Consider the following 20777-nt stretch of genomic DNA (forward strand, 5'->3'; position numbering starts at 1 on the left):
TCCGCAAAAGCGGGCCGCGCGCAATATTGCGCGCGGCCCTGATTCTTGTTATAATAAAAGTTCGTAAGAGAATTGGAAAAGAGGTTCATTTATGGCGGAAAACGAGTCAAAGAATTTTATCGAAGAGATTGTTGGGCGAGATCTTGCAGACGGAAAAGTGGATCGTGTTGTAACGCGGTTCCCACCCGAGCCGAACGGCTACCTGCATCTTGGCCACGCGAAATCCATCTGCCTCAATTTCGGGCTGGCGGAAAAGTTCGGCGGAAAGTGCAACCTGCGCTTTGACGATACCAATCCCGCCCGTGAAGATGTAGAATATATAAACGCCATCAAACGGGATATTGAATGGTTGGGTTTTGAATGGGCGGCCGAAGCCTATGGCTCGGATTATTTCGGATTCATGTATGAATGTGCGGAGCGCCTGATCGAAAAGGGGCTTGCCTATGTGGACGACCTCACGCCGGAGGAAATGCGTGCATACCGCGGCACGCTCACGGAGCCGGGGAGGGAAAGCCCATACCGTGGAAGGACGCCCGAAGAGAATATGGACCTGTTCCGCCGTATGAAAGCGGGCGAATTTGAAGACGGCACAAAGGTGCTGCGCGCGAAGATCGACATGAGTTCCCCAAACCTTAACATGCGTGACCCCGCCATTTACCGCATCGTAAAAGCGCCTCATCACCGTACGGGCGAAAAGTGGGTCATCTATCCGATGTACGATTTTGCGCATCCGCTCGAGGATGCCTGTGAGGGCGTGACGCATTCGGTGTGCACGATGGAATTTGAAGACCACCGCCCGCTGTACGACTGGTTCATAGAAAACTGCGAGTGTAAGAACGTTCCGCACCAGTATGAGTTCGCGCGTCTCAACCTGACGCATACGGTTATGAGCAAACGGTACCTGAAAAAGCTGGTCGACGACGGCGTGGTCTACGGATGGGACGACCCGCGTATGCCCACGCTTTCCGGCGTGCGCCGCAGGGGATATACGCCCGCCGCGATCCGCGATTTCTGCGAACGTATCGGCGTTGCCAAGGCAGTATCCGAGGTAGACGTGCGCCTGCTCGAGCATTGCGTGCGCGAAGACCTCAACGCCCATGCGCCCCGCGTAATGGGGGTGCTCCGGCCTCTTAAGCTCACAATAGAAAACTATCCTGAGGGAAAAACGGAGCTGCTGGCGGCGGAAGACCTGCCGGGCGGGGAAAGCACTCATGAAGTGCCGTTCTCGAAGCACCTTTTTATCGAGCAGGACGATTTCCTCGAGGTAAAGCCCAACAATAAATATTTCCGTCTGTATGTGGGTGGCGAAGTACGCCTCAAGAATGCCTATATCATCAAGTGCGAACGTGTGGTGAAGGACGCAGACGGCAGCATCGCGGAAGTGGTCTGCACCTACGACGAAACAACGAAATCCGGCGGCGAGAACAGCGGACGGAAGGTCAAAGGCACGCTGCATTGGGTGGAGCGCGATACTGCGGTAAAGGCACAGGTGCGGCTGCTGGATTATCTGTTCACCGAGTCCGCAGACGGTACGTGCGTGGCGAACCCTGACTCGCTGACCGTCCTCGACGGCGCGGTGATCGAGCCGCATATCAGGACTGCGGAAAAGGGCAGCCGCTTCCAGTTCATGCGGCAGGGCTATTTCTGCATCGATACAAAAGATACGGCGGACGGCAAACTGGTATTCAACCAGATCGTGAGCCTGAAGGACAGCTTTGCCAAAACAATGAAAAAGTAACGCGCGCCGTATGCGGCGGCAGGGCGGAGCGGCCTATAAGGTCCCTGCCAGAAGGAAGGAACAGACCAGGAATCGAAAGGAATGGTATTATGGAGATAAGAACAAGATTCGCGCCCAGCCCGACGGGCTACCTGCACATCGGCGGCCTGCGGACGGCGCTGTACGCATACCTGTTTGCCAAAAAGAACGGCGGGAAATTCATCCTGCGCATCGAGGATACGGACAGGGAACGCCTTGTAGACGAGGCAAGCGAGATCATCTACCGCACGCTGAAAGATACGGGACTCATCTACGACGAAGGCCCGGATGTTGGCGGGGAGTATGGCCCCTATATCCAGTCCGAGCGCAAGGATATCTACCGTGATTACGCGGAAGAGCTCGTCCGGCGCGGCGCGGCTTATTATTGCTTTTGCACCAAAGAGCGCCTTTCCGGCCTGCGCACGGAGTGTGAGGCAAAAGGAGAACAATTCAAATACGATAAGCATTGCCTCAGCCTCACGCCGGAGGAAGTGCGGGCAAAGGTCGCTGCGGGCGAGCCGTATGTCATCCGCCAGAATATCCCAACGGAGGGGGAAACGACGTACAGCGATATGGTCTACGGCGACGTCACGGTCCCAAACAGCGATATGGAGGATAACATCCTCCTGAAATCGGACGGCTACCCGACTTATAACCTCGCAAACGTGGTGGACGACCATCTGATGAAGATTACGCATGTCATCCGCGGGATCGAGTATCTTTCCTCTACCCCCAAATATAACCTGCTCTATGAAGCGATGGAGTGGGACGTACCGGAATATATCCACCTGCCCCCGGTCATGCGGGATAAACACGCGAAGCTTTCCAAGCGCCACGGGGACGCTTCCTATGAAGACTTTGTGGAGAAAGGGTTCCTCTCTGGTGCGATCCTCAACTATATCGCGCTTCTTGGCTGGAGTCCTTCGGACAATCAGGAGATTTTCACGCTGCCTGAGCTTGTAGATGCGTTCGACGTATCGGGCATCAGTAAAAGCCCGGCGATCTTTGATGTGGAAAAACTGAAATGGATGAACGCGGAATATATCCGCGCGCTTTCGGAAGAACAGTTTATTGAAATGGCAATGCCGTATTTCGGGCAGGTGATCGACCCGGAAAAGTTCGACCTGCCGCTCATCACCCGGCTGATCCAGCCGCGCCTCGAAGTGATGACAGAGATACCCGATAAGCTCCGGTTCCTTTCCAAGCTGCCGGATTACGATATCAGCCTTTACAGCCATAAAAAAATGAAAGTCACGCCGGAAAGCGCGCTCGTATACCTTGAAGCCGCCTATCCCGTCCTGCGGGACCTCCCGGATTTCACGGAGACGATGATCCACGATTCCATGATGGAGCTTGTGGAAAAATTGGGCGTGAAAAACGGGCAGCTGCTCTATCCGCTGCGCGTCGCGGTATCCGGTACGCCCGTCACCCCGGGCGGCGCGATCGAGATCGCCTATCTCCTTGGCAAGCACGAGACGCTCTCGCGCCTCGAAACGGGAATTGCCAAGCTCAAAGATGCGCTCCAATGATGTGCGGCTCCTTGGCTGCAAAGCCCCGTTTTACGCTGCGGGGGGCCGGCGGAAAGGATTGTCGATTGGAAGGAGCCGGAGAAGTTTGCTTGACTTTCTCCTGCCCGTTGCGATATAATATTTTGATGTAACGTCCTTGCCCTGCGGACAAAAAGCAGGGCCATTAGTCCAGAAGGAGGTGAATTACGGATGATAAAGTACGAATCCATGTACATTTTGAAACCGGATATGGAAGAGGAGAAAAAAGACGCGCTCGTAAAGCGTTTTTCCGATATCGTCGAAAAAAGCGGCGGTAAGATGGAAAAGATCGACGAGTGGGGAAAAAAGCGTCTTGCGTATCCGATCCAGTATCTGAACGACGGTTACTATGTACTCATGACGTTTGAGGCGGACCCGACGCTCCCGGCAGAGCTTGAAAGAAATTACAAGATCTCCGACGATGTGCTCCGCTACATGGTTGTCAATCTCGAAGACCAAAAAGCGTAAGCAGGAAATTGCACGGGCAGGTCTTACCTGGCCCTGAAACGACCAAACAAAGGATGGTTCCAAGATGAATAAAGCGATTCTGGTTGGTAATTTAACAAGGGATCCGGAACAGCGCACAACGCCGTCCGGTGTTTCCGTCACAAGCTTCACGGTCGCGGTTACGCGCCGTTACAAGTCCCAGGACGGAACACAGCAGGCGGATTTCATCAATTGTGTTGCATGGCGCTCGACGGCCGAGTTCATTGCGAAGTATTTTACAAAGGGCTCGCGGATCGGCATCGTAGGCACAATACAAACACGCACTTACGACGACCAAAACGGCGTCCGCCGTTATGTGACGGAAGTTGTCGTGGATGAAGCGGAATTTGTGACGAGCAAGGCGCAAAATCCGGGCGCGTCGCGTGGTGATATGCCCGCGCAGCAGGCTCCCGCACAGCAAAACGCAGATGACCTGTTTGCTGAAGAATTATCAGATTTCCAGCCGCTCGACGATGCGGAGCTGCCGTTCTGACGGATCATTCACGAAGCCGCGGCGCACGATGCGCAAGGCGGCGATTTTAAGCAAAGGAGATGTCTCAAATGAGCGAAGAAAGAGCGAGAAGACCGATGCGCGCAAGACGCCCGAGAAGGAAAGTATGCGCCTTTTGTGCGGACAAATCGGAATTCATCGATTATAAAGATGTTGCGAAGTTAAGGAAATACCTGACGGAGCGCGGTAAGATCATGCCCAGGCGCGCTTCCGGTACGTGCGCGAAGCACCAGCGCGAGCTTGCTGTTGCCATCAAGCGGGCAAGAGTTATGGCGCTGCTGCCTTATGTCTCAGACTAATTCATCTGCACGGCGGTCTCTGGATTTTCGGATTGCGCGGCGGGCTCAGCGTATTCTGCGCTTTTGTCCGGCACGCTTCCGGTACGATCGATCCGGATGTTGTCCGTGTACGCTTCGTTGATCCGAAGCAAAAAAAGCAAGACAGGGAGGACATATCCTGATTGGATATGTTCTTTTTTTTACCCGCCGCCTTTACGGTGCGCATCCGTATGCGCCGGCGCGCTGCCCGTCCTGTCCGTGCGGCGCGGACACATTCCCTGGGCTTCCGCAGGTTTGCACGGCATACCCCGCGTATCACACCCGTGTATTTTGTATGACGCGGCGAATCAATGTGCTGTAATCGCCGCTGGTTTATGGTATACTATAAAATATGGATGTAGCCTATGAAAATGGCGCCGCGCTGGTGCGTACAGGGTGTTTCGAGCCGCGGCATATCTTTGAAAACGGGCAGGCCTTCCGCTTTTTCCCATGCGGGGCGAACGCCTATGAAGGCGTGGCGCACGGGCGGTATCTGCGTGTGGAAAAAGTGCCGGAGGGCGCGCGCCTTTATCCATGTACGCAGCAGGATTTTGAGCGGGTATGGAAGCGTTACTTCGACCTGGAACGGGATTATGCTGCACTGTTTTCGGATTGCGGCGACAGTGTCCTGAAACAGGGGATGCAATATGGCTGCGGGCTGAGGCTTTTGAACCAGGAGCCGTTTGAGACGCTGATTTCGTTTATCGTGTCCGCCAACAATCATGTGAAACGGATTCGCGGCATCCTCCGGCGCATCTGCGCATTATACGGCGAACCGTTCTCCTTTGAGGGGAAGACATGGCACCGCTTCCCGGCGCCTGCTATACTCGCGGGGCTTTCCGAGGAGGCGCTCGGCGAATGCGGCAGCGGCTACCGCGCGCCCTATATCAAAGGAGCGGCGCGGATGGCTGCGGAGGGCTTTTCGCTTGAAGCGCTGCGCGGGATGGGATATGCGGACGCGAAAAAGGAACTGCAGCGGCTGCCCGGTGTGGGTCCGAAAGTCGCGGATTGCGTCCTGCTGTTCTCCCTTGGCTTCTACGATGCGTTCCCGGCCGATGTATGGGTCAGGCGGGTGCTGCGTGAGCAATATGGATTTACAGGGAACGACAGGCAAATTTATGAGTTCGCGCGGAAACGCTTTGGGCCGTACGCGGGGATTGCGCAGCAATACTTGTTTTTCTGGAAGCGGGAAAACAGCAAAAGCTGATTTTGTTTGATACCGTTTGTGGACGGATTAGATATTTTTATAAAATTTGGAGGAAACGGAACTTATGAAGCTTCTCGTAGATACCCATACGCATACGGTGGCGAGCGGCCATGCGTATTCTACCCTGCGTGAAAATGCGCTTTTCGCGGCGAAAAAAGGCCTGGAAGCCTTTTGCTGTACGGACCACGGTCCGGGCCTCGCGGGCGGCGCGCCGGATTTTATCATCAGCGTGCTCCAGGGATTGCCGGACGTTTTGGAAGGAGTGCGCATGATCCGGGGCTGCGAGCTCAACATCCTGGACAGTGAGGGAAATATCGACCTTTCCGAGCGGTACCTGAAGCGGACGGAATTTTTGGTCGCGTCCATGCACGATATCGTGGTTGCGCAAGGTACGGTGGAAGAAAATACGGCGGCGCTTGTGAATGCGCTCAAAAATAAATATGTCGACGTGGTGGGGCATCCGGGCAATCCGCATTATGCCGTCAATATAGAGGAAGTGGTGGATGCGGCGAAGCGCTGCGATAAGCTGATCGAGATCAACAGCCATTCTTTCCGCCACCGCAGGGGCAGCGATAAGACCTGCCCGCAGTTTATCCGCCTGTGCAAGCAGAAGGATGTGCGGATCACCGTGTCGTCGGATGCGCATGCGTGCTATAACGTGGGAAATTTCGAGGATGCGGTCCGGGCGCTCGAAGCGGAGGACTTTCCGCAGGAGCTGATCGTCAGCCGCAGCCTCGGCGCGTTTACGGAGTATCTCCGGGAACGCAAACAAAGAATCGAAAAATAAGGAGACCTTTTATGGCATATAAGACCCTATACCGCGTATTCCGCCCCAGGACCTTCGATGAGGTCTACGGGCAGCAGCACATTACGGACATCCTGAAAAAGCAGGTGATGACCGGACAGCTTTCGCATGCCTACCTTTTTTACGGCCCGCGCGGGACCGGGAAAACAAGCACGGCTAAGATCCTTGCAAACGCAATGAACTGTCTCGATCCGCAGGGCGGGAATCCCTGCGGCAAGTGCGAGGTCTGTACAGGGGCCGCAAACGATGCGTTTGTAGACATCGTGGAGATCGACGCGGCGTCCAACAACAGTGTGGACAATGTGCGCGATATCCGCGAAAAGGTTTCGCTTCTGCCCGCGCTTGGGAAATACAAGGTATATATCATCGACGAGGTGCATATGCTTTCCCCCGGTGCGTTCAACGCGCTTTTGAAGACGCTCGAGGAGCCACCCGCGCACGCGGTGTTTATCCTCGCGACGACGGAAATCCGCAAGCTCCCGGCGACGATCCTGTCGCGCTGCCAGCGCTATGATTTCAAGCGGATTACGGAGGAAGATATCGTCGCCCGCCTGCGCGAGGTCGCAGAGAAAACGGGTGTGGAATACGAGGAAGAAGCGCTCTGCATGATTGCGCAGTCCGCCGAAGGGGCGATGCGCGACGCGCTCTCCGTGATGGACCAGTGTATCGCTGGTCAGGATTCCCTGACGCTCGGACATGTAAACGAAGCGATGGGCATTGCGGATACGGAGCGTACCCGCGCCTTATGCGGGGCGGTGCTCGGTGAAAATCCGGCGGAAGCCCTCGGCCTTTTGCAGGGCATGCTGAAAGACGGGATCGAGCCGCACAATATCCTGCGGGATATTATCGTGGAATTATCCGGACAGCTTGCAAAGGAGGCCGCGGACGCCTACAGGTGCGCCAACCTTTTGCGTGTGCTGGAAGTGTTTATTTATAACCAGAACATCCTGCGGTATGCGGCCACGCCGGACGCGGTGCTGGTCGCGGCGGTTGCGCGCGCCGCGGTCAACACGACGGATGTAGATACGGAAGATATGGACCTGCGCGTAAAGAAGCTTGAGGCGCGGGTGGAAAAACTCGCCGCAGACTTTGCTTCGGGTAAGCTGGCCGCGGCGGCGCCGGGACAGAAGCAGGCGCCCGCTCCGCGGGGGGGCGTGCCCGTGCAGGCAGAGATTCCCGGCACACAGGATCTTGCCGGAAACGCGATCAGGGCAGTAGAGCAGGAAGAAAAAGCACAGCAGGAGGAGCAAGAGGAAGAGATGCCTGAGGCAGGCGAAGCGTTAAAACAGCTGCGTGCAAAAATTGGTAGCGAACTTCCGGTGCTGGCCCCGGCGGCAGCTGCGGTCCGCGGTATCAATGCAAAGGGCAGCCTGCTTCAGTTCATCGCGGACGAGGCGGACAGCGTGCTTGTGGACATGCTGTGCAAGGAAGAATACCTTGCGCAGATGAACGGGATCATTGCGGAAATTTTCGGGCATACGATGGTGCTCGAAACGCGGTATGAACAAAAAGAGGAAAAAAGTATGGAGCAGCAGCTCTTTGACCTTTTTGGAAAAGATAAAGTTGTGATAAAATAGAGATCAAATGAAAACATTTTGGAGGATTGAACAATGGCAAAAGGCGGATTTCCGGGCGGGATGAATATGCAGAATATGATGCGTCAGGCGCAGCAGATGCAGGCGAAGATGCAGCAAATGCAGGCGGAGCTTGAAGAGCGGGAGGTCGAAGCGACGGCCGGCGGCGGTGTTGTGCGCGTGGTCGCGACGGGAAAAAAGATGATTAAAAGCATTGAAATACAGGAAGCGGCAGTCGATCCGGACGATGTGGAAATGCTGCAGGACCTCGTGATCGCAGCCGTCAATGAAGCGCTCACGAAAGCGGATGAAATGATGCAGGCCGAAATGGGAAAGATTACGGGCGGCATGAACCTGGGGGGGCTGTTTTAATTGAACCTGCAATCCTACCAGAAACTGGTCGCCCAGTTCTGTAAGCTTCCGGGGATCGGCGCAAAAACGGCGCAGCGTCTTGCGTACCATGTGCTGAAAATGCCGGAAGCAGAGGTGAAGCAGTTTGCGGTCGATATGTACGACGCGCGGCGCCGGGTGAAATACTGCAAAATATGCGGGAACCTGTGCGAAGGCGAAGTGTGCGAAGTGTGCGAAGACCCGCGGCGCGACCATTCGCTGATCTGCGTCGTGAAAGATGCACGCGATGTTTTTGCGATCGAAAAAACGCATGAGTACCGCGGGCTTTACCATGTGCTGGGCGGAACGATTTCCCCGCTCGAGGGAGTCGGCCCCGACGATATTGCGATCGACCAGCTCCTAGCCCGCCTTGGCGGAGAGGTGAAAGAAGTTATCCTCGCCACCAACCCGGACGTGCAGGGCGAGGCGACGGCGGCATATATCAGCCGGCTGCTGGGCGGCTACGATATCAAGATATCCCGTATCGCGCATGGTATCCCGATCGGTGCGGAGCTTGAATACGCGGACGAGATTACCCTGGCAAAGGCCCTCGAAGGCCGGACCTCTGTGTAAATAGGATTCGGAGGGCGGGACATATCCGGCCTGTAAAACCATGCGCCTCCCTGCGGGAGGTGCGGACAGCGGAGGCGTTTCTCCATGTATGACAGTATTAAGACGCTGTATGAAGCGGTTATGAATTGTAAAAAATGCAGACTCTCGCAGACAAGGCAGCATGCCGTGTTCGGCGAAGGCAGCCTGCATGCGGACGTGATGTTCGTGGGCGAAGGCCCGGGCGCGCGGGAGGATGAGCAGGGCAGGCCGTTTGTCGGTCCGGCAGGGCAGCTTCTCTGCCGTATGCTGGACGAGATCGGGCTCCGGCGCGGGGATGTATATATCGCCAATGTGGTCAAATGCCGTCCGCCGGGAAACCGCGATCCTCAGGATGACGAACGGGCGGCCTGCATCGATTACCTGCGCAGCCAGGTGGCGTTCGTCAAACCGAAGGTAATCGTGTGCCTCGGGCGCATCGCGGCGGGCGTTATCCTCGGCCGCGGCGTACGGATGATGAAAGAGCACGGCGTGTGCGTAAAGGTTAAAAACTTTTACATCATGCCCACGTTCCATCCGGCCGCGCTGCTGCACAATCCGGACTATGTGCAATACGCGAAACATGATTTTCAGGTGCTGAAGGGAACGCTGCATGGACTCGAACTCTCTTGAACGTTTATATGATCGGATCAGCGGAGCATATCCGGGGCAGGAGCTTGTGTTTGGCGACGGGAAGCCGGATGCGGGGCTGATGCTCGTGGGAGAAGCGCCGGGCCGGGACGAGGTCGCGCAGAAAAAACCGTTTGTGGGCCGGGCCGGGCAAAACCTGACCGGGTTCCTTAAAACACTTGGGCTGTCCCGGACGGAGATTTACGTTACAAACGTATGTAAATTCCGGCCTACGAAGGTGAGCGCCAAAAACACGGTTTCCAACCGTCCGCCCACCCGGGAGGAAATCCTTGCCGCACAACCGTTCCTGTGGGAAGAGATCAGGCTCGTTGCGCCCCGGCTTCTTGTGACGCTTGGAAACACGCCGCTTCGCGCGGTCAGGGGGTTTAACGCCGTCATCGGCGATCACCACGGCAAAGCGGAGCGAATTTCCCTCGGCACAGGGGAATATTGGCTGTTTGCGCTCTATCATCCGGCCAGCATCATCTACAATCCCTCCCTCAAAGAAACCTATTCCCAGGATCTTTCAAATTTGGCCGTATGGCTGGGAAAAAATATCTGAATTCTGCATCCTGGGCCCCGGAAACTTGCATTTTCTTAATAAGGTGGTATAATTGGGTTGTAATAAGTTCGTAACAATTGAAAAAAGGGAATGGCGGTATATGAAAAAGCAGAAGCGCACGGAAGTGCGTTGTTTCATTCTTGAGGTAAAAGCAGACCGGGAAGAGTGGAACGATTGATCCGTATGGAGGTAAGAACCGTTTGGATAAAAAGAAACTGTTTATTTTGTGTGTGGTGATTGCAGTCACGGCAAGCTTTGTAACAGGGTTGTTTGTGTATTTCTACCAGACGTCCAAAATTAAGGGCAACGATATCCTGCTGGGAAAAGGCAGTTATCAGGACATCCAGAAATACATGGAGATCAGCGACCTTGAAAAAATTATCAACGATACCTACTACCGGGACGTCGAACAAAGCGATCTTGTGACAGGAACACTCAAGGGGATGGTCGAGTCATTGAACGATCCCTATTCCGTATACTATACCGAGGAAGAATACCGGGAATTCAACCAACAGTCCGATACGGACCTTGTGGGCATCGGGGTCACCGCCGGGCCATACCAGAGAACAGGGCATTTAAAGCTGGAACGCGTCTATGCGGGAAGTCCCGCCGAAACGGCCGGGCTCGCTGAAAACGACGTGATCCTCACCATCGACGGTGCGGACGTTGGCGGGCTTGATTATGAAAGCTCGCTCAATATGCTGCGCGGGCCGAGCGGCAGTTCCGTAAAGCTCACGGTGCAAACGGGCGCGGATGCGCCCCGGGAGCTCGAAGTGGCGCGCGCGAATGTGGATGCGCAGCGCGTGACCTATACTATGCTCACAGACGACGTCGCGCAAATCGCGATTTCTGAATTCAACGGAAATTGCGTGGAAGAATTCAAAAATGCCATCCAGTTTTTAAAGGATGAGGACGCGAAGGGCGTACTGGTCGACGTCCGCGGGAATATGGACGGCAGCGTTCCGGATGCGGTTTCGATGCTCGACGAAATATTGCCCGAAGGGCTTGCGGCCTATACGGTGGATAAGGAAAATAAGCGTGACGAGCTTACGGTGGACGCCGATTATTTCGATCTTCCGCTCGTCGTGCTGGTCGATGGAAACAGCGCTTCTGCCGCCGAGGTTTTTGCCGGCGCGGTGCAGGGAAGGGGGCGTGGGCAGGTCATCGGCACCCAGACCTATGGAAAAGGCGTTGTCCAGTCTATTGTGGATATGCCGTATTCAGGCGGCGGGGTAAAGCTCACGAGCGCGCTCTACTATACGCCGGATGAAAAAGCGGTCAACGGCGGGATTACGCCCGATATTGCGGTAAGCAATCCGGAAGGACGGCTCACGTTTGAGACGGATGCGCAGCTCCAGCAGGCGCTCACGACACTCGGAGAGCTGATCGCGCAGGGAGGCTGACGCCATGAACAGGATTGGGATCATAGCAATCATAATTGAAGGGCATAAGGAAAGCGTGGCAAGGGTAAACGCCATCCTTTCAGAGTATGCGGATCTTGTACACGCACGCATGGGCGTGCCCAACCATGAGAAGGATATCAACGTCATCTCCCTCGTTGTAGAAGCGACGGGCGACCAGGTAGGGGCTATGACCGGCCGGCTCGGAAACCTTCCCGGCGTTACCGTAAAAAGTATGATGACCAACAAGACCTATTGAAGGAGCGGCTTCCGGGCGGAACTTCTGAAAAGAAAGCTGATGATAAAAAGCGGGATGGCGTTAATAGCCATCCCGCTTTTTATCGGCTTTGATCCATACGGTATCCGTTGTCAGCCGATCCTCTCGACGGTAACGGATGCGTCCTCCGGAAGCGCCGCCAGCAGGTCCATTCCCGACTCGATTTTTCCCATTGGGCAGAGGCCCTCCGCATACGGCTGGTCATTATAGAAAACGGCCATATTGCCCCATGGACCGTAGCAGGCCACATCGCCAATTTGTGGATCATATCCCTCCGGCGCGCCTTCATCGGTCAGAGCCTCTGCGAAATAGGCAATCTTTTCCGCCCCCGCATAGTCGCTCATCGTTACGGTAGCCGGAAGCTGCGCGAGCAGGCTTTGAACAGTAGGAGTATCGTTTAAAACGGCGGCGGCTTCCCCGCCGTCAAAGGAGAAACGGACACGGATTTCCCCGCCGGACGCTGCCGCCGTACCCGCTGCGGCTCCTTCAAGGCCAAGCCCGGCCAGCCATCCGATCACTTCCTCGCGGGAATCCGCTGCTTGCCCGCCGCGGACCGCGATGCCTTCCCGCAGCTCCGCCCCCGGCTGTAGGGCGGCAATGGCCTCCTGCGTGCCGGAAAAACCGCTGCTGCCGTGGGTACAGAAAGGAATGACAGTCTTCCCGGACAGATCGTATTCCTCGAGGAAGGTATAGACTGCCATCGGCATGTCGGCCCACCAGATCGGATAACCGATGAACACCGTGTCATAGGCCTCCATGTGTTCCACCCGTCCGGACAGCGCCGGACGGGCGCCGGCCTCCTGCTCCTGCCGTGCGGTTTCCAGCAGCTCGTCGTAGTCTTCAGGATATGCGTCTGCCGTCCGAATCTGGAACAGATCGCCGCCGAGCGCTTCCTGAATCCATCCGGCAATCGTTTCAGTATTTCCCGTGCAGGAGAAATAAACGGTCAATATCCCTGACGGCGCGCTTGTTTCCACAGGCACCGTCTCCATGGGTCCGTCAGGCGCGGAAGCTTCCGCCGCGTCCGGCGCTGTAGTTCGCTCACCGTCGGCCTGCGGCGGTTTTGCTTCCAAAGCCCCGCACGAAATAAGCAGCATTGCGGCAAAAATTGCCGCAGTGACGATCGAAATTAGTTTCCCAGTCTTTTTCATCGGATTTCCTCCTCCGTTGGCTTCGTTTGTTCCTGTTCCAGCGTCCTGATGACTTTTGCGGGGACGCCCCCCACAACGGTACCCTCCGCAACGTCCTTTGTGACCACCGCCCCCGCGGCGACGATCGCGCCGTCATGGACGGTCACCCCCGGAAGGATGGTGGAATTTGAACCGATCCATACGTTTTTTCCGATCACAATTGGAGCGGGGCGGAGGCTGCTGCGTTTTTCCGGCGCGAAACCATGGTTTAGGGTCGCCAGCACCACATTATGCCCAATCAAGGCCCCGTCGCCGATCGTAATGCCGCCCTGGTCCTGAAAACGGCAGCCGGAATTGATGAATACGTTTTTTCCCACCGTAATATTCTTGCCGCAATCTGTGGTAAAAGGCGGAAACATAGCAAATGATTCGTCCACCGGCTTTCCTGTCAGCTCCGAAAATAAGGCGCGGATTTCTTCCGGTTCATGATAGGAAGAATTCAGTTCCGCCGTGATTTTCATTGCTTCAAAGCTCAGGCGGCGCATGACGCGGTGCATCTCAGAATCCCCGTCAACGGTGCCGCCGCGGTTCATATAGTCCAAAAATTCCTGTAATTCCATCTTCTGTTCCTCCCGGGTCCTATTCTAAGGGATGGGAGGTTGAATAGCAAATACCTATATTAAATATAAATATATGCTTGAAAAGCATGGAATGCAAAGCTATACTGGTACCGGAGGAGGAATGCGAAATGGAACTTCGGGTGTTGCGTTATTTTCTTGCCGTAGTGCGGGAAGAGACGATATCAGGCGCGGCGGAAACGCTGCATGTCACACAGCCCACCCTCTCCCGGCAGCTTAAGGAGCTGGAGGAGGAGCTGGGAAAGAAACTGTTTATCCGGGGAAAGCGTAAAGTTTCGCTGACGGAAGACGGCCTGCTGCTCCGCAGGCGCGCGCAGGAGATCGTTGAACTGGCGGACCAGACAGAGGCGGCTTTTCATTCTTCAAACGAATTTGTCAGCGGAGATGTCCATATCGGGGGCGGGGAAACAGACGGGATGCGCCTTATTGCCCGCGCCGCCAAACGAATGGAGCGGAAATACCCGGAGGTCCGGTACCATCTGTTCAGCGGCAATGCCGACGATGTGACCGACCGGCTGGATAAGGGCCTGCTTGATTTCGGGGTGCTGATCGAGCCGGTGGATAAGAAGAAATACGATTATATCAAATTGCCCGCCTTCGACACATGGGGGGTCCTCATGCGCAGGGACAGCCCGTATGCCTCGCGCGAATCGCTCTCGCCAGAGGATTTGCCGGGGCTGCCGCTCATCTGTTCACGGCAATCGCTTGTGCAAAACGAGCTTTCGGGCTGGTTGGGAAAGGAGTTCGAGCAGCTCAACATCGTCGCTACCTACAATCTGCTGTATAATGCTTCATTGATGGTGGATGAAGGACTCGGCTGCGCCCTTTGCCTTGACCGGATCGTCAATACGGCGGGCAGTAGCCTGTGTTTTAAGCCGCTGGTCCCGCGGTTTGAGGTAGGACTCATCATGGTTTGGAAAAAATATCAGGTATTCTCCAAGGCGGCGGGAAAATTCATGGAGGTCTTGCAGGCGGAAGTTCTCTGAGATAAATGAAGCGGCCTGCGTTTTTCTTGGTAAAGAAGGATAATTTGTGTTAAAATAATAATATGGATAAGAATCAGGAAATCATTGAACGGCTGCGAAAAGAATATGGGAATACGGAGTCCGCGCTCCATTACGAAAATCCTTACGAGTTGCTGGTCGCGACGATCCTCGCCGCACAGTGTACGGATGTGCGCGTCAATATCGTTACAAAGGACCTCTTCAAGCGGTATCCTTCGCCCAAAGAGCTTGCCGGGGCCGACCTTGCCGAGGTGGAGGGTTATATCAAAACATGCGGACTTTATAAAAATAAGGCCAAGAACCTTATTGCATGTGCGCAGCGTATCATGAGCGAATACGGCGGAATCGTCCCGCATACGGAGGAAGAGCTCACCACGCTCGCGGGTGTGGGCCGCAAGACCGCCAACGTGGTGCTTGCGTTTGCGTTCGGGCTTCCGGCTTTTCCGGTGGATACGCACGTCCGGCGCGTCTCGAACCGCATTGGCTTCGCACACTCCAACGATCCGGATAAGGTCGAGGAAGAGGATAAAAAAATAATCAGGAAAGAGGACTGGTCACAGGCGCATCATTGGCTCATCTGGCATGGCCGCCGGGTATGCAAGGCGCAAAAGCCTTTATGCGGCAGCTGCTGCATCGAAGACCTGTGTCCCTATCCCAATAAAAATTTATGATAGTTGATAAAGTAAGGATCATCATCAAGGCGGGCGACGGCGGCAATGGGGCGGTCTCGTTTCGCCGCGAGAAATATGTCAGTGCGGGCGGGCCGGACGGCGGCGACGGCGGCAACGGCGGCAACGTCATTTTCGCTGCGGACCCTGGTATGCGCACGCTGATGGATTTCCGTTATCATAAAAAATTCAAAGCGGAGAACGGGGAGAACGGCCGCAAGAAGAATATGCGCGGCAAAACAGGCGCGGATATTCTCGTAAAAGTACCTGCGGGCACGGTCGTGATCGATAAGGAATCCGGGCGGGTGGTTGCGGATGTACGTGATCCGGAAGGCGTTGTCGTGCTTCGCGGCGGCAGGGGAGGAAAAGGCAATGCGCGTTTTTCCACAGCCGTGCGCCAAACGCCGCGCTTTTCCACGCCGGGCAAAAAGGTGCAGCCGCGTGAAGTCATTCTGGAGCTGAAATCCATTGCGGACGTCGGCCTCGTCGGATTTCCGAACGTGGGGAAATCTACGTTGCTCTCCTGCATGACCTCCGCAAAACCCAAAATCGAAAATTACCATTTTACGACGCTCGCCCCTAACCTTGGCGTAGTGAAGTCGTACGATTATGATTTTATCCTGGCGGATATTCCCGGCCTCATCGAGGGCGCGTCCGAAGGCGCGGGCCTTGGGCACGACTTCCTGCGCCACATCGAACGCACGCGCATGATCGCGCATGTGCTCGATATCGCGGGCAGCGAAGGACGCGATCCTTTGGACGACTATGTGAAAATCCGCGAGGAGCTGAAAAGCTATTCGCAGCAGCTTTTGGAGCGGCCCGAGATCATCGTGGCCAATAAAGCCGACCTGCCGGAGGCGGAGGAAAACCTCGCGCGTTTTCGCAGGGAATATCCGGATAAGGAAGTATTCCTTACCTCCGCGGCGACCCGCCAGGGGATTGGCGAACTGTGCGCCGCCATGATGGAAGTGCTGAAAACGCTGCCCGAGGAAAAGGTCATCCGCGAGGAAGGAGTGATCGAAGAGTGGCAGATGGAAGATGAAGAGCTGACCTTTGAAGTAGGCCGCGGCGAGGATGGGGTCCTGGAAGCGAGCGGTTCGCTCATCGATGAAATTTTTGCCCGCATCAATCCGGACGAAGTGGACTCCATGCGGCATTTCCATAAGCTTCTTAAGGACATGGGCATTATCAAAGCGCTTGTCCGCGCGGGCGCGAAGGATGGAGATACGGTGCGGCTCAATGGTGAAGAATTCGATTTTGTGGAGTAACGCATGGCATGCGCCCTGCCTCTTACGGCGGGTATAATCTGGGTGGTAATATGATAACGAGCAAACAACGCGCAAAGCTGCGCGGCATGGCACAGAAGATGGAGCCGATCCTGCATATCGGCAAGGATGGAGTTACGGAAAATCTGGTGAAGCAGGCGGATGACGCGCTCACGGCGCGCGAGCTTTTTAAGGGAACGGTGCTTAAGAACAGTCCGCTCACGGCGCGCGAGGCCGCGGATGAGCTTGCCGGATCGCTCGGTGCGGAGGGAGTATCCGTATTAGGCCGCAAATTTGTCCTGTACCGCGAATCCGAGAATAAGAAAATCGGGCTGTAAGCTATGGAACGTCCCGGGTGCATCACAATTGAACAGCAGGTACGCCTGTTTGCCCGCCCAAAACGGGTCGGGATCCTGGGCGGGACCTTCAATCCCCCCCACAATGGTCATGTGGATATGGCCCATAAGGTAAAAGGAGAATTTTCCCTCGACCAGGCCTGCCTCATGCCGTGCGGGAATCCGCCTCATAAAAGCCGCGGGCTGGCTCCAAAGGAAATGCGTCTGCAAATGACGCGGATGTGCGCGGCGGGAACGGATGTCGGGGTACTTGATTTTGAGGTAAAGAAAAAAGGCTGTTCCTACACCGTGGAGACCATCGCGGCCCTGCGGGAAAAGAACCCGGAAACGGACTATTATTTCATCGTCGGTGCGGATACGGTGTTCGAGCTGTGTACTTGGTATGATTTTGAACGATTGTTCAAAATAACGAAATTTATCTGTGTGCGCCGTCAAAACCATGATATCTTAAAGCTTTCGGCAGAAATTTCCCGTCTCCGGTGGGAATACGGCGCGCAGATATTTTTATCGGAGTATACGGGCCTTTTCGTCAGCTCGTCCTACATCAGGGAACGGGTAAGGGAGGGCCGCGGAATAGAAGGGCTGGTCCCGAAAAACGTGGAGGAATACATCATTGCAAATGGACTATACCGGAAACCGTGACGGCGTCGTAAAAAAGCTTGCGGAGCAGCTGAAAGGGGAAAAGTTCGAGCATTCTCTCGGAGTGGAGGAAACGGCGGTAAAGCTTGCGCAGCGGTACGGCGCGGATGCGCAAAAGGCGGGACTTGCGGGCTTGCTGCACGATTATACCAAACAAAAAGACAACGTGAAGCTCGCGGAAAAATACCATATCCCGTATTTTACGGAAAAAACCCTGCACGGGCATACGGCAGCCGCGGTGCTGAAGGACAAGGGCTATGTGACGGACGAGGAGGTGCTCTCCGCAGTCAAATGGCATACGACGGGCAGGGCAGGCATGACGATGCTCGAAAAGATCGTCTATCTTGCCGATTACATTGAGCCCAGCCGCGATTTTGACGGCGTCGAAAAGCTGCGGAGGCTTGCTTTCGAAAACATCGACAAAGCGGTTCTTTACGGCCTGCAAACGTCGATCGAGCACATTATTGAGAACAAAAGTCTGATCGACACGGACAGTGTCGGGGCATATAACTACTACCGGAAATTGTTTCCGGGGGAGGATATTTAATGGAAATTTCGGAACGTGCAAAACGGATTGCGGAAATATTAGACAATAAAAAGGCACAGGACATCGTGATCCTGAAAGTGGCGGATATGACGATCATCTCGGATTATTTTGTAGTTGCCAGCGCGCCCAATGTGTCGCATGTCCAGACGCTTGCGGAAGAGGTGCAGCTTAAGCTGCGCGAGGAAGAAGGGGCGTCTCCGATCCGCACGGAAGGCGAACGCGAAGGACGCTGGGTAGTCATCGACTACGGCGACGTGCTTGTGCATATCTTTCATAAGGAGGAGCGCGGGTTTTACCAGCTTGAGCGCCTGTGGAAGGTAGAAGGCAATTTCTATGACTACTCCGCTGAGCATAAAGAGCAGTAACCTCCTGATATGTCCCTTAAAACCGGAGGAAGCGGGAACGGTCCTGCCGGAAATGCTGTATCAGGCGCTGTTTTGCCCGCCGGGAGAAAAGGCCCTTGGGCGGATGGGCCGTCCGTGAAACAAACGAAGATTATGTGATGGTTTTTGACTTGGACGCATAAAAAAGCACCTGCGCAAAGCAGGTGCTTTTTGCCGGGGTCCTTTTACAGGAATACGTCCGCATCCATTTCCCGGAGGTCGTCCGCGATCAACGGCCTGAACTCCATATGTGCGAGAATATCCTTTTCAAGGTCTGCGCCCGGGGCGATCTCGGTAAGCTTAAGGCCGCCGTCCGTAAGGCGAAGTACGCACCGTTCGGTAATAAACACCACCTTCTGGCGCAGCTCTTTTGCGCGCGCGGCGGAGAATGTAAGTTGCTCGATGCTGCGCTTGAACTTCTTGATGCTTCCTTCGCTGATAATACGGAGCTTTCCGTCCGCTATCTCCACCTCGAGTCCTTTCGCGGTGAAGGTGCCGATAAAGTAAAGCTCGGGGGTCGACTGCGTGATGCAGATAAATCCGCCGCAGCCCGCGATGCGCGGGCCGAATTTACTGACGTTGATGTTACCCTGCGGGTCAGCCTCCGCCAATCCGAGGAAGGCCTGGTCAAGTCCGCCGCCGTGATAAAAATCAAACAGCTGATGCTGGAAAATGATTGCTTCCGGATTCAGTGTGGCGCCGAATTCCACGCCTGAAAGGGGGGAACCGCCGATGCCGCCAGCCTCCACCGTCAGGGTAAAATCCGAGACGCCCTTTTCTTCGGCCACCGCCGCGATTCCTTCCGGCATGCCGATTCCAAGGTTCACTACGCCGCCCTGCTTCAATTCCTTGAGCGCCCGCAGGGCAATGATGCGCCGGGGTCCGGCGGGAAGTGTGGGCATTGCGCCCTGCGGGGCACGCGTTTGTCCCGAATACGCGGGGTTATAGTCTGCCGCGGCCGTCTGTGTGTGGAATTTCATGTCGCTCGTCCGCACTACATAATCCACCAGCACCCCGGGTACGCGTACCGCATGCGGCGGAAGGTCGTCCACGGTTTCCTCCACCTGCACGATCACCTTGCCTCCGAGCGTGTGGCAGGCCTGCGCGATGGAAAGCGCATCCGCTACGGCAGCCTCCTTTTCCATGCTGATGTTGCCGTTCCTGTCTGCCCGTGTTCCGCGCAGAAATGCAAAATCGATTTTGGGAAAAGGCTTATAACGAATATAGTCCTTTCCATCCATAGTCACGATCTCATTCAGCTCATCCTTTGAAATGCTGTTAAGCCGCCCGCCGGAAAAACGCGGATCGACGAATGTTCCAAGCCCGATCTGCGTCACAAGTCCCGGCCGCCGTGCGCCTATGTCACGCATCAGCTGGGCGATCACACCCTGCGGGAGGTTATATCCTTCGATATCTTCCGAGAAAATCATCTGCTGGAGCTTGGGCATCAGGTTGATGTGCCCGGCGATCAATTTTTTGATTAGCCCCTTGTGCGCGAGACGGTTCAGTCCGCGTTCCCCGCCATCGCCCACCGAAGTAACGCTCACCAGCGAAAGGTCCCTCGGCGCGCCCGTTTCAAGAAAGCGCTGTTCCAGCGCGTAACACAATTCATCCGCTACTGCCGCCATTACGAAGCCGTTCGCAGAGACCACCGCACCATCGGGGATCATGGCCGCCGCTTCCCTTGATGTAATTTCCTTAAAACTCATACGCCACCATCCGTTCCTCAAAAATAATAATTACCCGTCTATTATCCAATAACACGGCGGCATTTTCAAGTGGCGAAATCCAATTTGCACAGCGGGGGATTCCCGCTGTGCGCGTGCGTGCGCGGCACCCTATTTCTGGCGAACTTCCGAAGGCCTGCGGTATTTTTTGCGGTCCTTGCGTTCCAGGAAGACCGCCGAAGCGCTCATCGCGGCAATTACCGCCAGGGCGGCGGAAAGAACGGTTAAAACTTCCTTCGAGAAAATAATTTCAAACATGATGCTGCCTCCTTTTTCCGGTATCCGAACCCGATGCTTCCATTGTAACCGCCGCCCTTTACATCCGGGGTCAAAGCCGTAGGCTTTTTAATGTAACATCTGTAATATTTTA

26 protein-coding genes are annotated in these 20777 nt (G+C 55.4%); 22 read left to right on the forward strand and 4 right to left on the reverse strand.

Annotation, left to right across the window (positions count from 1 at the left end; translation table 11 throughout):
* Positions 1 to 91: 91 nt before the first annotated feature.
* From B1H56_RS00645 to B1H56_RS00710, 15 genes are all read left to right on the forward strand, one after another.
* Complete coding sequence (locus tag B1H56_RS00645) at positions 92 to 1738, forward strand: glutamine--tRNA ligase/YqeY domain fusion protein (RefSeq protein ID WP_066522178.1); 1647 nt, start codon at positions 92 to 94, stop codon at positions 1736 to 1738.
* Positions 1739 to 1827: 89 nt separating this feature from the next.
* Positions 1828 to 3285: a glutamate--tRNA ligase gene (gene gltX / locus B1H56_RS00650; protein WP_066522176.1), complete on the forward strand. Its 1458-nt coding sequence runs from the start codon at positions 1828 to 1830 to the stop codon at positions 3283 to 3285.
* Between the two features lie 189 nt (positions 3286 to 3474).
* Positions 3475 to 3771 carry a 30S ribosomal protein S6 gene (gene rpsF / locus B1H56_RS00655; protein WP_066522174.1) on the forward strand — a complete coding sequence of 99 codons (297 nt, stop codon included), beginning with the start codon at positions 3475 to 3477 and terminating at the stop codon, positions 3769 to 3771.
* Between the two features lie 64 nt (positions 3772 to 3835).
* The gene (locus tag B1H56_RS00660) at positions 3836 to 4282 is read left to right on the forward strand and encodes a single-stranded DNA-binding protein (RefSeq protein ID WP_066522172.1); all 447 of its coding nucleotides are present in this window, start codon (positions 3836 to 3838) and stop codon (positions 4280 to 4282) included.
* 68 nt (positions 4283 to 4350) lie between these two features.
* Positions 4351 to 4599 carry a 30S ribosomal protein S18 gene (rpsR, locus tag B1H56_RS00665; RefSeq protein ID WP_121418948.1) on the forward strand — a complete coding sequence of 83 codons (249 nt, stop codon included), beginning with the start codon at positions 4351 to 4353 and terminating at the stop codon, positions 4597 to 4599.
* Between the two features lie 370 nt (positions 4600 to 4969).
* On the forward strand, positions 4970 to 5824 hold the full coding sequence (locus B1H56_RS00670; RefSeq protein ID WP_066522165.1) for a DNA-3-methyladenine glycosylase family protein: 855 nt from the start codon (positions 4970 to 4972) through the stop codon (positions 5822 to 5824).
* Positions 5825 to 5888: 64 nt separating this feature from the next.
* The gene (locus B1H56_RS00675; RefSeq protein ID WP_066522160.1) at positions 5889 to 6611 is read left to right on the forward strand and encodes a phosphatase; all 723 of its coding nucleotides are present in this window, start codon (positions 5889 to 5891) and stop codon (positions 6609 to 6611) included.
* Positions 6612 to 6622: 11 nt separating this feature from the next.
* Positions 6623 to 8206 (forward strand): DNA polymerase III subunit gamma/tau, encoded by a 1584-nt coding sequence (dnaX, locus tag B1H56_RS00680; protein WP_066522157.1) that lies wholly within the window; start codon positions 6623 to 6625, stop codon positions 8204 to 8206.
* Positions 8207 to 8239: 33 nt separating this feature from the next.
* Positions 8240 to 8575 carry a YbaB/EbfC family nucleoid-associated protein gene (locus B1H56_RS00685; protein ID WP_066522154.1) on the forward strand — a complete coding sequence of 112 codons (336 nt, stop codon included), beginning with the start codon at positions 8240 to 8242 and terminating at the stop codon, positions 8573 to 8575.
* Positions 8576 to 9166, forward strand: a complete 591-nt coding sequence (gene recR / locus B1H56_RS00690) for a recombination mediator RecR (RefSeq protein ID WP_066522153.1) — start codon at positions 8576 to 8578, stop codon at positions 9164 to 9166. It abuts the gene before it with no gap.
* 84 nt (positions 9167 to 9250) lie between these two features.
* A complete protein-coding gene (locus tag B1H56_RS00695; protein ID WP_066522150.1) occupies positions 9251 to 9814 on the forward strand; it encodes a uracil-DNA glycosylase in 564 nt (187 codons plus the stop codon).
* Positions 9795 to 10373 carry a uracil-DNA glycosylase gene (locus B1H56_RS00700; RefSeq protein WP_066522147.1) on the forward strand — a complete coding sequence of 193 codons (579 nt, stop codon included), beginning with the start codon at positions 9795 to 9797 and terminating at the stop codon, positions 10371 to 10373. The genes B1H56_RS00695 and B1H56_RS00700 overlap by 20 nt, the downstream gene beginning before the upstream one ends.
* 52 nt (positions 10374 to 10425) lie before the next feature.
* Positions 10426 to 10551 carry a hypothetical protein gene (locus tag B1H56_RS14915; protein WP_258107062.1) on the forward strand — a complete coding sequence of 42 codons (126 nt, stop codon included), beginning with the start codon at positions 10426 to 10428 and terminating at the stop codon, positions 10549 to 10551.
* A 22-nt stretch (positions 10552 to 10573) separates the two neighbouring features.
* On the forward strand, positions 10574 to 11776 hold the full coding sequence (locus B1H56_RS00705) for a S41 family peptidase (protein WP_066522146.1): 1203 nt from the start codon (positions 10574 to 10576) through the stop codon (positions 11774 to 11776).
* 4 nt (positions 11777 to 11780) lie between these two features.
* Complete coding sequence (locus B1H56_RS00710; protein WP_066522139.1) at positions 11781 to 12032, forward strand: TM1266 family iron-only hydrogenase system putative regulator; 252 nt, start codon at positions 11781 to 11783, stop codon at positions 12030 to 12032.
* A 110-nt stretch (positions 12033 to 12142) separates the two neighbouring features.
* Here the strand turns inward: B1H56_RS00710 and B1H56_RS00715 are convergent, their stop codons facing one another.
* A complete protein-coding gene (locus tag B1H56_RS00715; protein WP_066522136.1) occupies positions 12143 to 13201 on the reverse strand; it encodes a cyclophilin-like fold protein in 1059 nt (352 codons plus the stop codon).
* Positions 13198 to 13800, reverse strand: coding sequence for a DapH/DapD/GlmU-related protein (locus B1H56_RS00720; protein ID WP_066522134.1), 603 nt, complete (start codon positions 13798 to 13800; stop codon positions 13198 to 13200). The genes B1H56_RS00715 and B1H56_RS00720 overlap by 4 nt, the downstream gene beginning before the upstream one ends.
* A 128-nt stretch (positions 13801 to 13928) precedes the next feature.
* On the opposite strand from B1H56_RS00720, the gene B1H56_RS00725 reads away from it, so the two are divergent.
* The 7 genes from B1H56_RS00725 to rsfS all read left to right on the forward strand — a co-directional run bounded on the left by B1H56_RS00725 (position 13929) and on the right by rsfS (position 18662).
* Positions 13929 to 14804 carry a LysR family transcriptional regulator gene (locus tag B1H56_RS00725; RefSeq protein WP_066522132.1) on the forward strand — a complete coding sequence of 292 codons (876 nt, stop codon included), beginning with the start codon at positions 13929 to 13931 and terminating at the stop codon, positions 14802 to 14804.
* Positions 14805 to 14866: 62 nt separating this feature from the next.
* The gene (gene nth, locus B1H56_RS00730) at positions 14867 to 15493 is read left to right on the forward strand and encodes an endonuclease III (RefSeq protein WP_066522130.1); all 627 of its coding nucleotides are present in this window, start codon (positions 14867 to 14869) and stop codon (positions 15491 to 15493) included.
* Positions 15490 to 16758 (forward strand): GTPase ObgE, encoded by a 1269-nt coding sequence (gene obgE, locus B1H56_RS00735; protein WP_066522128.1) that lies wholly within the window; start codon positions 15490 to 15492, stop codon positions 16756 to 16758. The genes nth and obgE overlap by 4 nt, the downstream gene beginning before the upstream one ends.
* A gap of 50 nt (positions 16759 to 16808) precedes the next feature.
* Positions 16809 to 17093, forward strand: a complete 285-nt coding sequence (locus B1H56_RS00740) for a YhbY family RNA-binding protein (RefSeq protein WP_066522273.1) — start codon at positions 16809 to 16811, stop codon at positions 17091 to 17093.
* Positions 17094 to 17096: 3 nt separating this feature from the next.
* Positions 17097 to 17753 carry a nicotinate-nucleotide adenylyltransferase gene (gene nadD / locus B1H56_RS00745; RefSeq protein WP_066522126.1) on the forward strand — a complete coding sequence of 219 codons (657 nt, stop codon included), beginning with the start codon at positions 17097 to 17099 and terminating at the stop codon, positions 17751 to 17753.
* Positions 17731 to 18297 carry a bis(5'-nucleosyl)-tetraphosphatase (symmetrical) YqeK gene (yqeK, locus tag B1H56_RS00750; protein ID WP_066522123.1) on the forward strand — a complete coding sequence of 189 codons (567 nt, stop codon included), beginning with the start codon at positions 17731 to 17733 and terminating at the stop codon, positions 18295 to 18297. Before nadD ends, yqeK begins: the two co-directional genes overlap by 23 nt.
* On the forward strand, positions 18297 to 18662 hold the full coding sequence (rsfS, locus tag B1H56_RS00755; protein ID WP_066740019.1) for a ribosome silencing factor: 366 nt from the start codon (positions 18297 to 18299) through the stop codon (positions 18660 to 18662). Before yqeK ends, rsfS begins: the two co-directional genes overlap by 1 nt.
* Positions 18663 to 18865: 203 nt before the next feature.
* Here rsfS and B1H56_RS00760 read toward each other — a convergent pair whose 3' ends face one another.
* Together B1H56_RS00760 and B1H56_RS14440 are read right to left on the reverse strand one after the other, a co-directional pair.
* Positions 18866 to 20389: an acyl CoA:acetate/3-ketoacid CoA transferase gene (locus B1H56_RS00760; protein WP_066522121.1), complete on the reverse strand. Its 1524-nt coding sequence runs from the start codon at positions 20387 to 20389 to the stop codon at positions 18866 to 18868.
* Positions 20390 to 20518: 129 nt separating this feature from the next.
* Entirely contained in the window at positions 20519 to 20665 is a 147-nt protein-coding gene (locus B1H56_RS14440) for a hypothetical protein (protein WP_156468717.1), read from the reverse strand.
* Positions 20666 to 20777 lie beyond the last annotated feature (112 nt).

This window comes from Christensenella minuta, assembly GCF_003628755.1.
Classification (GTDB): Bacteria; Bacillota; Clostridia; order Christensenellales; family Christensenellaceae; genus Christensenella; species Christensenella minuta.

What these genes read in the sequence shown, in the direction of transcription:
- B1H56_RS00645 (WP_066522178.1), top strand. Translation starts at nt 92, where the DNA reads ATGGCGGAAAACGAGTCAAAGAATTTTATCGAAGAGATTGTTGGGCGA.
- gltX (WP_066522176.1), top strand. Translation starts at nt 1,828, where the DNA reads ATGGAGATAAGAACAAGATTCGCGCCCAGCCCGACGGGCTACCTGCAC.
- rpsF (WP_066522174.1), top strand. Translation starts at nt 3,475, where the DNA reads ATGATAAAGTACGAATCCATGTACATTTTGAAACCGGATATGGAAGAG.
- B1H56_RS00660 (WP_066522172.1), top strand. Translation starts at nt 3,836, where the DNA reads ATGAATAAAGCGATTCTGGTTGGTAATTTAACAAGGGATCCGGAACAG.
- rpsR (WP_121418948.1), top strand. Translation starts at nt 4,351, where the DNA reads ATGAGCGAAGAAAGAGCGAGAAGACCGATGCGCGCAAGACGCCCGAGA.
- B1H56_RS00670 (WP_066522165.1), top strand. Translation starts at nt 4,970, where the DNA reads ATGGATGTAGCCTATGAAAATGGCGCCGCGCTGGTGCGTACAGGGTGT.
- B1H56_RS00675 (WP_066522160.1), top strand. Translation starts at nt 5,889, where the DNA reads ATGAAGCTTCTCGTAGATACCCATACGCATACGGTGGCGAGCGGCCAT.
- dnaX (WP_066522157.1), top strand. Translation starts at nt 6,623, where the DNA reads ATGGCATATAAGACCCTATACCGCGTATTCCGCCCCAGGACCTTCGAT.
- B1H56_RS00685 (WP_066522154.1), top strand. Translation starts at nt 8,240, where the DNA reads ATGGCAAAAGGCGGATTTCCGGGCGGGATGAATATGCAGAATATGATG.
- B1H56_RS00695 (WP_066522150.1), top strand. Translation starts at nt 9,251, where the DNA reads ATGTATGACAGTATTAAGACGCTGTATGAAGCGGTTATGAATTGTAAA.
- B1H56_RS00700 (WP_066522147.1), top strand. Translation starts at nt 9,795, where the DNA reads ATGGACTCGAACTCTCTTGAACGTTTATATGATCGGATCAGCGGAGCA.
- B1H56_RS00710 (WP_066522139.1), top strand. Translation starts at nt 11,781, where the DNA reads ATGAACAGGATTGGGATCATAGCAATCATAATTGAAGGGCATAAGGAA.
- B1H56_RS00715 (WP_066522136.1), bottom strand. Translation starts at nt 13,201, where the DNA reads ATGAAAAAGACTGGGAAACTAATTTCGATCGTCACTGCGGCAATTTTT.
- B1H56_RS00720 (WP_066522134.1), bottom strand. Translation starts at nt 13,800, where the DNA reads ATGGAATTACAGGAATTTTTGGACTATATGAACCGCGGCGGCACCGTT.
- B1H56_RS00725 (WP_066522132.1), top strand. Translation starts at nt 13,929, where the DNA reads ATGGAACTTCGGGTGTTGCGTTATTTTCTTGCCGTAGTGCGGGAAGAG.
- nth (WP_066522130.1), top strand. Translation starts at nt 14,867, where the DNA reads ATGGATAAGAATCAGGAAATCATTGAACGGCTGCGAAAAGAATATGGG.
- obgE (WP_066522128.1), top strand. Translation starts at nt 15,490, where the DNA reads ATGATAGTTGATAAAGTAAGGATCATCATCAAGGCGGGCGACGGCGGC.
- B1H56_RS00740 (WP_066522273.1), top strand. Translation starts at nt 16,809, where the DNA reads ATGATAACGAGCAAACAACGCGCAAAGCTGCGCGGCATGGCACAGAAG.
- nadD (WP_066522126.1), top strand. Translation starts at nt 17,097, where the DNA reads ATGGAACGTCCCGGGTGCATCACAATTGAACAGCAGGTACGCCTGTTT.
- yqeK (WP_066522123.1), top strand. Translation starts at nt 17,731, where the DNA reads ATGGACTATACCGGAAACCGTGACGGCGTCGTAAAAAAGCTTGCGGAG.
- rsfS (WP_066740019.1), top strand. Translation starts at nt 18,297, where the DNA reads ATGGAAATTTCGGAACGTGCAAAACGGATTGCGGAAATATTAGACAAT.
- B1H56_RS00760 (WP_066522121.1), bottom strand. Translation starts at nt 20,389, where the DNA reads ATGAGTTTTAAGGAAATTACATCAAGGGAAGCGGCGGCCATGATCCCC.
- B1H56_RS14440 (WP_156468717.1), bottom strand. Translation starts at nt 20,665, where the DNA reads ATGTTTGAAATTATTTTCTCGAAGGAAGTTTTAACCGTTCTTTCCGCC.